11 protein-coding genes are annotated in these 13,101 nt (G+C 64.6%); 6 read left to right on the top strand and 5 right to left on the bottom strand.

Translation table 11 applies throughout. The features are described 5' to 3' along the window. Positions 1-2 precede the first annotated feature (2 nt). A complete protein-coding gene (locus A9D13_RS05530; RefSeq protein ID WP_066771227.1) occupies positions 3-524 on the bottom strand; it encodes a hypothetical protein in 522 nt (173 codons plus the stop codon). Further along, entirely contained in the window at positions 524-1,255 is a 732-nt protein-coding gene (locus A9D13_RS05525) for a DUF4197 domain-containing protein (protein WP_066771225.1), read from the bottom strand. Before A9D13_RS05525 ends, A9D13_RS05530 begins: the two co-directional genes overlap by 1 nt. Positions 1,256-1,314: 59 nt before the next feature. Here A9D13_RS05525 and A9D13_RS05520 point away from each other — a divergent pair, with 59 nt between their 5' ends. Together A9D13_RS05520 and A9D13_RS05515 are read left to right on the top strand one after the other, a co-directional pair. Further along, entirely contained in the window at positions 1,315-3,480 is a 2,166-nt protein-coding gene (locus tag A9D13_RS05520) for a primosomal protein N' (RefSeq protein ID WP_066771814.1), read from the top strand. A 30-nt stretch (positions 3,481-3,510) separates the two neighbouring features. Further along, positions 3,511-5,067: a cryptochrome/photolyase family protein gene (locus A9D13_RS05515; protein ID WP_066771223.1), complete on the top strand. Its 1,557-nt coding sequence runs from the start codon at positions 3,511-3,513 to the stop codon at positions 5,065-5,067. Here A9D13_RS05515 and A9D13_RS05510 read toward each other — a convergent pair. From A9D13_RS05510 to A9D13_RS05500, 3 genes are all read right to left on the bottom strand, one after another. Next, positions 5,064-6,005 (bottom strand): hypothetical protein, encoded by a 942-nt coding sequence (locus A9D13_RS05510; protein WP_066771220.1) that lies wholly within the window; start codon positions 6,003-6,005, stop codon positions 5,064-5,066. The genes A9D13_RS05515 and A9D13_RS05510 overlap by 4 nt on opposite strands. Before the next feature lie 74 nt (positions 6,006-6,079). Beyond that, positions 6,080-7,000: a CPBP family intramembrane glutamic endopeptidase gene (locus A9D13_RS05505; RefSeq protein WP_082922139.1), complete on the bottom strand. Its 921-nt coding sequence runs from the start codon at positions 6,998-7,000 to the stop codon at positions 6,080-6,082. Further along, positions 6,972-8,036: a bifunctional transcriptional activator/DNA repair enzyme AdaA gene (locus A9D13_RS05500; RefSeq protein ID WP_066771811.1), complete on the bottom strand. Its 1,065-nt coding sequence runs from the start codon at positions 8,034-8,036 to the stop codon at positions 6,972-6,974. Before A9D13_RS05500 ends, A9D13_RS05505 begins: the two co-directional genes overlap by 29 nt. 148 nt (positions 8,037-8,184) lie before the next feature. Between A9D13_RS05500 and A9D13_RS05495 the strand changes: the two genes are divergently transcribed. The 4 genes from A9D13_RS05495 to A9D13_RS05480 all read left to right on the top strand — a co-directional run bounded on the left by A9D13_RS05495 (position 8,185) and on the right by A9D13_RS05480 (position 13,101). Next, positions 8,185-9,813: a S1 family peptidase gene (locus A9D13_RS05495; RefSeq protein WP_156521933.1), complete on the top strand. Its 1,629-nt coding sequence runs from the start codon at positions 8,185-8,187 to the stop codon at positions 9,811-9,813. 256 nt (positions 9,814-10,069) lie between these two features. Then, entirely contained in the window at positions 10,070-10,624 is a 555-nt protein-coding gene (locus A9D13_RS05490) for a F0F1 ATP synthase subunit delta (RefSeq protein ID WP_066771217.1), read from the top strand. 34 nt (positions 10,625-10,658) lie between these two features. Next, positions 10,659-12,188 (top strand): F0F1 ATP synthase subunit alpha, encoded by a 1,530-nt coding sequence (atpA, locus tag A9D13_RS05485; RefSeq protein WP_066771213.1) that lies wholly within the window; start codon positions 10,659-10,661, stop codon positions 12,186-12,188. Positions 12,189-12,228: 40 nt separating this feature from the next. Further along, positions 12,229-13,101 carry a F0F1 ATP synthase subunit gamma gene (locus A9D13_RS05480; RefSeq protein WP_066771210.1) on the top strand — a complete coding sequence of 291 codons (873 nt, stop codon included), beginning with the start codon at positions 12,229-12,231 and terminating at the stop codon, positions 13,099-13,101.

Raw genomic sequence — 13,101 nt, 5'->3', positions numbered from 1 at the left:
GTTCAGGCCTGCGGGGTGACATCGATGCAGACCGGGCGATCGCCCGATTGCGGGAAACGCACCCCCGGCTCGCCATCGTTGCGGCAGGCCTCTACCGGTCCGCTGGCGGTAATCGGCGGATCGGCCAGCACATAATCGCCGTCGCGGGCGAAGAACACGAAGGTAGCGCAGCCTTGCGTCCCGCAATCGACCGCGCTCCGGCGGCGAAGCACCATGTCGAGAGCGCCGTCGCCGTCAATGTCGAGCCTGGTCAAATCGACCTCCAGCTGCTCCTGCGGCTTCGCGGATAGCACGGGGCGCAGGCAAATCGCCGCTGCCTCCGCTGGAAGCTCGGCGCAATCGGGCGCTTCGGCGAAAGCGCCGTCATTGGGCACGGAGGCCAGCGCATCGGTTTCGATTGGGGCAGGCTCCACCGGCGCGGCAGGCGCGGCCTGCTCTTCGCCGGTTTCGTCCGGTTCGGGCGCGCTGTCATTGCATGCGGCCAGCGCGATCAGCGCACTGGCCGCGATCAATCCCTTGCGCATCAGCGGACCGCGTTCCTTGCGCCGAACACGCCGATCAGCACCGGATCATTGGTCGCATAGGGATCGGCGCGGATCGCAGCTTCCTCACGCCCGATGGCCGACCAGATCGCATCCTCGGTCCGGCGGGTGAGCGAATCGGCAACGCCCGACAGGTTTACGCCCGACAGTTCGGACAAAGCCGGACCCAGCACCGGATCGTCGATCACGCGCAGGGCATCGGAAACCTCGGGCAGCATCACGTCGATCAGGCGGCTGCCCATGTTGGTGCGCAGATAGCCGGTCGCCGCTGTCGGTTCGCCGCTGACCAGCGCCACCGCGTTTTCGAAGCCGACGATGCGGATCGTATCAGCCACCACCGGCGCGGCGCGATAGGCACCCTCTGCCGCGATGCGGTTAAATTCGCGCATCATGCGTTCGCGCACGATGGTGGAGCCAAGGATGCGCGCGAGGACGCCGCCGCGATTGCCCAGCACTTCATCGACAGAAAGCCGCGCCAGCTGGTCATCATAAAATCCGCCGGGCGCCAGCAGCTGCTCGAACGCGTCCTGCGATGCGATGGTGAGCAGACGGCGGATCGCCTCGGTAAAGGAATAGCCCTGGTATGACGCGCAGCCTGCCAGCGCCAAAGTGGCCACGCCGCCCAGCGACAGGCCAAGGAAACCCCGGCGGCTGGAAGGGGGGCTGGCGGTGAAATCGCGGCTGGGCGCGCGCGACAAAATCGTGTTTTCCATCGTCAAATCCTCTTTCGGCCCTGTCCATGGGCCCGCTCGCTCGCCATATGGGGGCGAACATGAACCGCGTCCGTCTCCTCATGATGAATGCCGCATTAGGGCCGCTGGATTACCGCGTGCCCGACGGCATGCACGTGGGGCCGGGAAGCGTGGTCGTCGCCCCATTGGGCCCGCGGCAGGTGATCGGCATCGTGTGGGAAAGCGAACGGCTTCCCGGCACCGAGGTTCCGGATGCGCGCCTGCGCCCCATTCTGGATGTATTGCCGGTGGAACCGCTGCGCGCCCCGCTGCGGCGGCTGATCGAGTGGACGGCAGACTATTACATCGCCGCCATGGCAAGCGTCGCGCGCATGGCCTTATCGTCGAGCGCGGCATTGCGCGGCGGCGGCACGATCACGGAATATCGCCTGACCGGCGTGGTGCCGTCGCGCCTCACGCCGCAGCGCGATGCGGCATTGTCGGCGCTCGAGGGCGAACAGGGCACGATCCGCGAACTCGCCGATCTGGCGGGCGTATCGGAAGCGGTGCTGCGCGGACTGGTCAACGGCGGTTCGCTGGAGCCGATCGAGGTCGCGGTCGACCGCCCCTTCGCCTTGCCCCGCCCCGACCATGCGCCGCCTGATCTGTCCGACGGGCAGCAGGCCGCCGCCGACCGCTTTATCGAGGCCGTGCGCGCCCGGAAATTCGCGCCCATGCTGCTGGATGGCGTCACCGGATCGGGCAAGACCGAAACCTATTTCGAAGGGGTAGCCGAAGCCCTGCGGCTGGGGCGGCAGGTGCTGGTGCTGCTCCCCGAAATCGCGCTGACGCAGAATTTCCTGAAACGGTTCGAGGCGCGCTTTGGCGTCACCCCCACCGTATGGCACAGCGCGCAGAAACAATCCGGCCGCCGCCGCGCATGGCGGCAAGTGTCGGAAGGCGGCGCGTCGGTGGTCGTCGGCGCGCGCTCGGCGCTGTTCCTGCCCTTTGCCGATCTCGGCCTCATCGTCGTCGACGAAGCGCATGAGATCAGCTTCAAGCAGGACGATGGCGTTCGCTATAACGCCCGCGATGTCGCAGTGATGCGCGCCCGGTTCGAAAAGATTCCCGCCATCCTTGCAAGCGCGACGCCCGCCTTGGAAAGCCTGCAAATGGCGGAAGCCGGGGTTTACGATAAGATCGACCTCCCAGCCCGTTTCGGCGGGGCCGTGCTGCCCGACATCAAGATCGTCGATCTGCGTGAGGAAATCCCCCCGCGCGGTCGCTGGATCGCGCCATCACTGGTGAAGGCGATGCAGGAGCGGCTGGAAAAGGGCGAGCAATCGCTCCTGTTCCTGAACCGCAGGGGTTACGCGCCGCTCACCTTATGCCGCCAATGCGGTTATCGCTTCCAGTGCCCCAATTGCTCGGCATGGCTGGTCGAACATCGTTTGACGCGCCGCCTTGCCTGCCACCATTGCGGCCATGAAGTATCCAGCCCCGAGGCCTGCCCCGAATGCGGCGAAAAAGACTGCCTTGCCGCCTGCGGCCCGGGCGTCGAACGCATCGCGGACGAGGTGGGCGAGATCTTCCCCGATGCGCGCACGGCGGTCGTGACCAGCGATACGCTGTCCAGCCCCGACAAGATCGGCGAATTCGTCGATGCGGCGCAGGCGGGAGAGATCGACGTGATCGTCGGCACGCAGCTGGTGACCAAGGGCTATCACTTTCCCGAGCTCACATTGGTCGGCGTGATCGACGCGGACCTTGGGCTGGAGGGCGGCGATTTGCGCGCCGCCGAACGCAGCTATCAGCAGATCGCGCAGGTCGCAGGGCGCGCAGGCCGCGCCGCGAAATCGGGCGAAGTGCTGATCCAGACCCGCCACCCCGAAGCGCCCGTCATCGCCGCGCTTGCCGCCTATGACCGCGACGCGTTCTACGAAGCCGAAAGCGATGCCCGCCGCCACGCGGGTGCCCCGCCATTCGGCCGCTGGGCCGCTATCATCGTATCGAGCGAGGACGAAGCCGAAGCCGCCGAGGCCGCCCGCAAGATCGGCGGCAGCGCCCCGCGGCTGGATGACATCGCCGTTTTCGGCCCCGCCCCGGCTCCGCTATCGCTATTGCGCGGGCGCTATCGATATCGCCTGCTAATCAATGCCCGCCGCAGCGCGGCGCTACAGCAGACGATCCGCGAATGGCTTGGCCCCATCGACCATCCTCCCGGCGTGCGCGTGGGCGTGGACATTGATCCCTATAGCTTCGTGTGAACCGAACAGGCGGCGAGGCGTTGGCTCATCATGACCCGGCCTGTCCTCATCCCCGTCCTCGGCGACCAGCTGACACACTCGCTTGCCAGCCTTGAAGGCGCGGACAAGGATAATGCGGTCGTGCTGATGATGGAGGTCTGGGACGAGACGACCTATGTCAAACACCACAAGGCGAAGATCGCGCTGATCCTGTCGGCCATGCGGCACTTTGCGGGCGAACTGCGCGACAAGGGCTGGACCGTCGAATACATCGCGCTGGAGGATGAAGGCAACACCGGCAGCTTCACCGGCGAGATCGCCCGCGCCGTGGACCGCCACGATGCCAGCAAAGTCCGTATCGTCGAGCCGGGCGAATGGCGCGTGCAGAAGGCGCTGCAGGGATTGAAAGGGCCACTGGATGTACCGCTGGAAATCCTGCCCGACGATCGGTTCCTGTGCTCGATCCCCGAATTCATCGGCTGGGCGCAGGGACGGCGCACGCTGCGCATGGAGAATTTCTACCGCGAGATGCGCGCCAAGACCGGCCTGTTGATGGACGGCGACGAACCGGTCGAAGGAAAGTGGAACTTCGACCACGACAATCGCGCCTCCCCCGATGACGGCATCGACCCGCCGCCTGCGCCGAAATTCGCGCCCGACGACACGACCCGAGACGTGATCGACATGGTCGCACGCCGGTTCGACAGCCACTTCGGCAGCCTTGACCGTTTCGGCTGGCCGGTAACGGCAAAGCAGGCCGAAAAGGCGCTGGACGCCTTCATCACCGAACGCCTGCCTGATTTCGGCACCTATCAGGACGCGATGGTGACCGGGGAGGACGATCTCTATCACTCGCTGCTGTCCACCTCGATCAACCTTGGCCTGCTCGATCCGCTTGAATGCTGCCGCCGCGCGGAAAAGGCGTGGAAGGACGGCAAGGCCCCGATCAACGCGGTCGAGGGTTTCATCCGGCAGATCATCGGCTGGCGCGAATATATCCGCGGCATGTACTGGCTGGAGATGCCCGAACTGGCCGAGGCCAATGCGCTGGATGCCAGCCGCCCGCTGCCCGAATTCTACTGGACCGGCGAAACCGACATGCTGTGCATGGCCGAGGCTGTCAGGTCCACGCGCGACAATGCGCATGCCCATCACATCCAGCGGCTGATGGTGCTGGGCAATTTCGCGTTGATCGCAGGGGTCAGACCACAAGATGTAGAGGACTGGTTCCTCGTCGTTTACGCCGATGCCTATGAATGGGTCGAACTGCCCAATGTCGCGGCCATGGCGCTTTGGGCCGACAAGGGGCGGCTGGCGACGAAACCCTATGCGGCGAGCGGGAATTACATCAACAAGATGTCGGATTACTGCGGCAAGTGCAGCTACTCCGTATCGAAGAAGACGGGCGAAGGGGCCTGCCCGTTCAACCCGCTATATTGGGATTTCATGGTGCGCAATCGCAAGCTGCTTGAAAGCAACAACCGCGTCGCGCGCGTCTATGCGACATGGGACCGGATGGATGATGACCGGCAGCGCGAATATCTCGAAAGCGCCAAGGGGGTGCTCGATGGATTGGAGCCTGCTCGGAAAGGATGGGCGCGGGACTAGCTATCGGTTTCGCCGCCCGGAACCTCGATCGTTGTGAACAATCCGGTTTCCTGCGCATCGGGCACTTCGGCCACGATGCCATATTCGCCCGGCGCCAGATCGACCTTGAAATAGCCGGTCGAACCTTCCGGCATGTCGTGAATGCCCCCCACATAATGGGCAGGCGCGGGGGTCTGCTGGCCGTCATTGGGGAAGAAATCGACCCATGTGGCCGCGCGGTCCACATCCGTATCCCCGTCGATGCGAAAGAGATGCGCGTCGTGCCCGACAAAATTATTATAGAGCCGCTGCTCCACGAAATTGACCCGCACCGAGTTTTCGCCGGGCTGGAAAGCGCCATCGGCAATCCTGTAGCCGCCATTCGAAATGTCGAGCGTCACATTGGCCTCCGGTTCGGCCATGCCGCCCTCTTCCTCCAGCACGGTCAGCGGCAACACCATGCCGTGCATGCCGGGCTCGGGGTGATAATTATGCTGGACCCCGTTCGTCTTTACATAGCATTCGACGATATAGTTTCCGGGCGTGAGGAACATGGTCGCCTCTCCGGTCACGCCGTCGGACATCATGCCGGGGCCGCCCATATAGGTGATGTCGCCGATCCACACCGGGATGGTCGCGGCGATCCTGGCCGCATCCTCCGTCCGCCCCTCTATATTGGCGGTAAGGCTGTGCTGGATCGGCTTGACCACCTCGTCCGACAGCATCTGCGCCGTCACGCCATCGGGCAGGCGATAGACAAGGCCGAAATGGGTAAGCCCGGAATCGTTTGTTACCCTCACCGTAGTCCAGCCGGACTTGATCTCGTTCGGGCCGACGAATGACATGCCGTCGATGCCGAGTTCGAGGACATTGACCGCAGGGCCATCGCTTTGCGGCGAGGATCCGCCACAGGCGGCGAGGGAAGCGGTAAGGGCAAGCGCAATCAGACGGTGCTTCATCGGCGAAGTCTCCGGCAGTGTGCGACCCGGCACCTGCCTAACATATCGGGGCGCGCCTTCCCAAACCGCCCCGCCTATTGGCCCTTACGCCAATACCACGCGCCGCGCAGTTCCTCCCGCCGGATCGCCAGCGTCAGCAGCGTCAACCCCGCGCAGGTCGCGCAAACCATGGCGACGACCGAAGCCTCAAGCCCGAAATCGCCGCCGGTCAGCCAGTCGGGCCCGACACGCCGCGTAATCAGCAGGCCGATGGGGGCGTCGCCACCTGACACAGGGATCGAATAAAGCCAGCCTTGCGTGAAATTCCAAGCCGCATGGATGCCGATCGCCAGCCACAGCCGCCGCGTCAGCATATAGGCCGCGCCCAGCAATATGCCTGCCTCCACCATGATCGCGATGGCGGCAAACCAGCTCGCATCCGGGTTCTGGATATGCGCCGCCCCAAAGATGACCGAGGTGACGAGAAGCGCGGTCCAGCTGCCGCCCAGCCGCTCGATCTGGCGGAATAGCACGCCGCGGAACAACACCTCCTCGAAGGTGCCGGAGATGAAGGCCAGCCCGCCCACGTACCAGATCGCGGTATCTACGGGATTGCGCACGCCCAGCACCTCAAACCCGCCGAGCAGCGCGACGATGCCGGTCATGACAGAGAACAGCAGGAAGCCGCAGGCAAGACCCGCGCCCAATTCCTTCGCCGCTCCGGCAAAAGCCATTTCGCGGTCCGGCTCACGCTCAAGCCAGCGTTTATAGCCTTTCCAGAACAGCACCATGGCAACTGCGATGAGGAAACCGCCCAGCAGGCTGCCCGGCCCCGTCACCCAGCCCAGCACCTGCGTAAAGACGACCGAAAGGCCGGTGACGATGGTGATGATGATCACCGAGGCGATCACGATCAGCACCAGCGGGAAATCGATGATGCGGCGGATGATGCCCGGCTTGCGGGTCGTCAGCTCGGGCGCGGGCGCATCAGGGGCGGTCGGTGTCGTCTCTTCCATCGCGCTCCTTTTCCAGCAGCGCGCGCTTTATGTCGAGGCCATAAGCATAACCGCCGATCGAACCGTCCGCGCGGATGACGCGGTGGCACGGGATCAGCACGGCGACATTATTCGCGCCATTGGCGCCGCCCGCCGCGCGCACGGCGGCTGGCCTGCCCACCGCTGCCGCCAGATCGGCATAGCTTCGCGTCTCTCCCACGGGGATGCGGCGCAGTTCGGCCCAGATGCGTTCCTGGAACGCAGTGCCCTTTACGTCGAGCGGGATATCGGGATCGCTGCCGGGCGCCTCCACCTCTGCGACCACGCGGGCGAGCAGCTGCGTGAACTCGAAGCCGCCTTCCAACAGCTCGGCATGGGGGAAGCGCGCTTGCAGATCCTCCCGCCCCTCGGCAAACGACAGGCGGCACACACCCTTGTCGGTCGCGGCGACCAGCATCGGGCCAAGATAGGTGTCGACCACGGCCCAGCGGATCGTCACCCCCGCCCCGCCCCTGACCCATGCGGAAGGGCTCATGCCCAGTCTCCCATTCGCTTCGGCATAGAAGCGCGATGGCGCTTCATAGCCTGCCTTGAATATGGCCTCGGTCACGCTGTCCTGCGCGTCCATGGCTGCGCGGGCATGCTCCAGCCGCAGGGCCCGGCCGAATTCGGCGGGGCTCATCCCCGTGGAGCGCCGGAAGATACGTTGCAGATGATCGGGCGAATAACCGGTCAGCGCCGCCAGATCGGCCATCGGCACCGGGGCCTGCGCAGCGCGGATCGCCGCGATCGCGGAGCGCACCGCGTTGCCATCGCGCATTGTATCGTCAGGCAGGCAGCGCTTGCACGCGCGCAGCCCCAGTTCGCGGGCGGCGGCGATATCGGGCAGCAGCACCATGTTTTCGGGCTTGGGCCGGCGCGCCGGACAGCTGGGGCGGCAATAGATGCCGGTCGTTGTCACACCCACGACAAAACGCCCGTCATAGCGCCGGTCACGCCGGGCAAAGGCGTCCATGGCCTCTTCACGGTCAATGGATATGGCAATGTCCTGCGTCATGCCGATCTGTCTAGCCTGTGCGGTTGCGCGCTGCATCCTGAAAGCCGCGATCAAAACGAAATTGGTGCATCTTATGGTGAAACCGGCTGACAATCAGAGGTGAAAGTCGCTAATGCCCCGCCAAATGCGGATCGATATTCGGAAAACCATGGGTCTGATTTCTTCGGCCAAAGTGACCATTCGCGCCATTGTCGCGGTGTTCCTTCTCGCTTGCGCGATGCTGGGCGCATCGCCGCAGGCCGCGCGTGCCGACACGGCAGACATCAATGCCGCCGCCCGGTCGGTGGTGCGCGTGGTCATCGTGCTAAAAGATTCGTCTGGCTATGACGTGATCGGGCACGGCACCGGTTTCGCCGTTTCGCCAAAGCTGATCGTCACCAATGCCCATGTGCTCGCCCCGCTGCTGGAGGATGATCGCCTCCGCCTTGGCATCGTGCCCGCGCAGGGGCGCACCGGCTATTTCGCGCGCATCGTGCGGGTGGCAGGCGATGTCGACCTCGCCCTCGTCGAACTGACCGAGGATGCCACCCTGCCCGTCGCCACGCTTTATACGGGCCGGGTGGAGGACGGGCAGGATGTCTATGCCGTGGGCTATCCCGCCAATGTCGACCAGGCGCAGGGTCTGGGGCTCAACGGCCTTGTTTCCCCGCAGCCGCCGGTAAAATCGCGCGGGCAGGTTTCGGGCGGGCGGCGTTCTTCTGAATATGACACTATCCTTCACACCGCAGCCATTGGCGTCGGCAATTCGGGCGGTCCGCTGCTCGATCCGTGCGGGCGCGTCGTGGGGGTCAACGCCTTTGGCACGATCAGCGACAATGGCAGCGATTCGGAATTCTACTTCGCCGTTTCGATGAGCGAGCTTGCCCCCTTCCTGCGCTCTGCCGGCGTTACCCCGCGCACCAGCGCGTCCGAGTGCCGCTCCATCGCCGATTACGATGCCGAGGAAATGGCCCGCTCCCTGCGTGAGGATGCAGAGAATCGCGCCCGCCTCGCCGCTGCCACGGCCGAACGGCGCATCGCGGCCGAAAAGGCCGCGCGCCGGGCCGAACTCGAGGCCATCGACGAGCGCGAGACGCTGATGGGTCTTGCCGGGCTGATGGTCGTGATCGCGCTGATCGCAGGGCTGACCACGGTCTATTTCCTTGATCACGAACGCCGCGAACCGGCGCTGGGCGCGGGCAGCGTTGCCGCCTTTGCCCTGCTGGCGGCGCTGGTGTCTTGGGTATCGCGCCCCTCTGTCAGCGACATCGAACGCCGCGGCGACGAAGCGCAGCGCGAGGCGCTGGCCGCACCTGTCGCCAATGCGAAGGATCCATCGCCCGAAACGAATCGCGGACGCTTCATCTGCCGCCTGATCCCGGCGCGCAGTCGCATCACCGTTTCCGACAGCTCCGATGTTGAGTTGCAGTGGAACGAGGATGGCTGCGTCAACGGGCGCACCCAATACGGGCTGTCATCCGATGGCTGGGACCGCGTTATGGTACCCGAAGGCGAGCAGACCGTCTCGGTATCGCACTATGATCCCAAGACGCGCGTGCTTTCGACCGACCGGTTCTTCCTCGATCTCCAGCAGATGAACGATGCGCGCCAGTTGCGGGGCGAATATCAGGCCCCTGCCTGCGGCGCGGGCGAAGAGGCCGCGCGCGAGCTGGGCGACCAGCAACAGGCGATTCGCGAGATTTTGCCTCAAACCCCGAACGAGCGGCTGGTCTACACCTGCGAACCTGCCCCCGTGAAAACCGCACAGCCGATGTCGGAGGACGACGAAAAGGGCTGAATCCTCCCCTATCGGTGCTACAAAACCCACAAGCGGCATCCTTTGGTATGAGGGTCGCGCAAAAGCGGCCTTGTGCCGGTTGTCATAAGCCGGTTTCATTGCTAGGCGCGCCGCCGTAACGGACGCACTCTCGCGGACCGGTCGCGTTGCATGCGTGTCTTTTAAAATACGCCCGCTGCGCTACCGCGAGGATCCGGCCAGGGGGGCAGCGTTCGCGAATTCGCCGTATCACGGCAGGCAAGAGGACAGTTCAAGGGTGGAAAATACGGGCGGCATCACAGCCAGTCTTGCGGGGCGCTACGCCTCGGCTCTGTTCGAGCTGGCGGTTGACGAGAATCAGGTCACCGCGGTCGAGGGCGATCTCGAGAAATTGCGCGTCGCGCTTTCCGAGAGCGAAGACATGCGTGCGCTGATCAAGGACCCGGAGCTTTCGCGCAAGCAGGCGGCTTCGGCCATCGGCGCGGTCGCGACCCATCTGAACCTTGCGCCGCTGACGAAGAATTTCCTGGGCGTGCTGGCGACCAATCGCCGCCTGTCCAGCCTTCCCGACATGATCCGCGCCTTCAACGCGATCGCCGCCGCCCAGCGCGGCGAGGTGACGGCAGACGTCACCAGCGCGCATCCTCTCGACGACACGCAGCTGTCGCTTCTCACCCAGAAGCTGACCGCGCGCGAAGGTCGCGACGTCAAAGTTCGTACCGAGGTCGATCCCTCGATCCTTGGCGGTCTGATCGTGAAGATCGGCAGCCGCCAGATCGACAGCTCGATCCGCACCCGTCTCAACTCTCTCGCCCAGGCCATGAAGGGCTGACCTTTTCAGGTCCTTAGAAAAAGGCACTTAGAACATGGAAATCCGCGCCGCAGAAATTTCGAAGGTCATCAAGGACCAGATCGCCGGATTCGGCACCGAGGCCCAGGTCTCCGAAGTCGGCACCGTGCTGTCGGTCGGTGACGGCATCGCCCGCATCCACGGCCTCGACAAGGTCCAGGCTGGCGAGATGGTCGAATTCGCCGGGGGCATCCAGGGCATGGCCCTGAACCTCGAGGCCGACAATGTCGGTGTCGTGATCTTCGGTTCGGACAGCACCATCAAGGAAGGCGACCAGGTCAAGCGGACCGGCACCATCGTGGACGTCCCCGTCGGCAAGGGCCTCCTTGGCCGCGTCGTCGACGCGCTGGGCAACCCGATCGACGGCAAGGGCCCGATCGTCGCCGAGAAGCGTTCGCGCGTCGAGGTGAAGGCACCTGGCATCATCCCGCGCAAGTCGGTGCACGAACCCGTCCAGACCGGCCTCAAGGCCGTCGACGCCCTCGTCCCCGTCGGCCGCGGCCAGCGTGAGCTGATCATCGGCGACCGCCAGACCGGCAAGACCGCCGTCGCCATCGACACCTTCATCAACCAGAAGGGCGTCAACGCAGGCGACGACGAGAGCAAGAAGCTCTACTGCATCTATGTCGCCGTCGGCCAGAAGCGTTCGACCGTCGCCCAGATCGTGCGTCAGCTCGAAGAGAACGGCGCGATGGAATATTCGATCGTCGTCGCCGCCACCGCGTCGGAGCCTGCTCCGCTGCAGTTCCTCGCGCCCTATACCGGCTGCGCGATGGGCGAATTCTTCCGCGACAACGGCATGCACGCCGTGATCGTGTATGACGACCTTTCGAAGCAGGCCGTCGCCTATCGCCAGATGTCGCTGCTGCTGCGTCGTCCTCCGGGCCGCGAAGCATATCCGGGCGACGTGTTCTATCTGCACAGCCGCCTGCTTGAGCGCGCCGCGAAGATGAACGATTCGATGGGTTCGGGCTCGCTCACCGCGCTGCCGATCATCGAAACGCAGGCGGGCGACGTGTCGGCCTACATCCCGACCAACGTGATCTCGATCACCGACGGCCAGATCTTCCTTGAGACCGGCCTGTTCTTCCAGGGCATCCGCCCCGCCATCAACGTCGGCCTCTCGGTGTCGCGCGTCGGCGGTGCCGCCCAGACGAAGGCGATGAAGAAGGTCTCGGGCTCGATCAAGCTGGAGCTGGCGCAGTACCGCGAAATGGCGGCCTTCGCGCAGTTCGGTTCGGACCTCGACGCTTCGACGCAGAAGCTCCTCAACCGCGGTGCGCGCCTGACGGAGCTCTTGAAGCAGCCGCAGTTCTCGCCGCTTCCGTTCGAAGAGCAGACCGTGTCGATCTTCGCCGGCACCAACGGCTATCTCGACTCGATCCCGGTTTCGGCCGTGACCGAATATGAATCCGAGATGCTTTCGTTCATGCGTTCGCAGCACGCCGACGTGCTCGCCGAGATCCGCGAGACCAAGGCCTTCGACCAGTCGAAGGACAAGACGGTCGCCGCGCTCGACGCATTCGCCAAGCAGTTCGCAGCGTAATCGTTACGTTCGCCTGAGCCATTCTAGCTAGGGAGCCGTCATGGCCTCGCTGAAGGAACTCAAGGGCCGGATCAACTCGGTCAAGTCGACCCAGAAGATCACCAAGGCCAAGCAGATGGTCGCCGCCGCAAAGCTCCGCAAGGCGCAGGCGGCGGCGGAAGCTGCGCGCCCCTATGCCGAGCGCCTGTCGGGCGTGATGGCGAGCCTTGCCAGCAAGGTGGGCAAGGACGACAATGCGCCCAAGCTGCTTTCGGGCACCGGGTCGGACCAGCGCCACCTGCTGGTGGTCGCCAACTCCGACAAGGGTCTGGCCGGCGCATTCAACTCGAACATCGTCAAGGCCGCGCTGGTCAAGGCGAAGGCACTGCTTGCCGAGGGCAAGGAGGTGGAATTCTATCTGATCGGTCGCAAGGGCCGTCCGGTGATCCGCCGCACCTACCCCGACAAGATCGGCGTCAACTTCGACACCACCAGCGTGCGCGAACCCGGCTTCAACGAAGCCGAGCAGATCGCAGACGAGCTCGTTGGCATGTATGAAGACGGCCGCTTCGACGTGGCGCATCTGTTCTTCTCGCAGTTCAAGTCGGCGCTCGCGCAGATCCCGACCGAACAGCAGATCATCCCGGTCAAGGCTCCCGAAGGCGCAGTCGAAAGCGACGCCGTCGTGGAATACGAACCGGGCGAGGAGGAAATCCTCGAGGCGCTGCTGCCGCGTTACCTGAAGACCCAGATCTTCAAGGCATTGCTTGAGAACAACGCATCGGAACAGGGCGCGTCGATGACCGCCATGGACAATGCGACGCGCAATGCCGGCGACCTGATCGGCAAGCTCACCATTCAGTACAACCGCACCCGTCAGGCTGCGATCACCACCGAACTCATCGAAATCATCGCGGGCGCGGAAGCGCTCTAA

It is taken from the genome of Croceicoccus mobilis, from assembly GCF_001661965.1.
GTDB classification, from domain to species: Bacteria; Pseudomonadota; Alphaproteobacteria; order Sphingomonadales; family Sphingomonadaceae; genus Croceicoccus; species Croceicoccus mobilis.
This window is presented reverse-complemented; position numbering and strand designations above follow the sequence as displayed.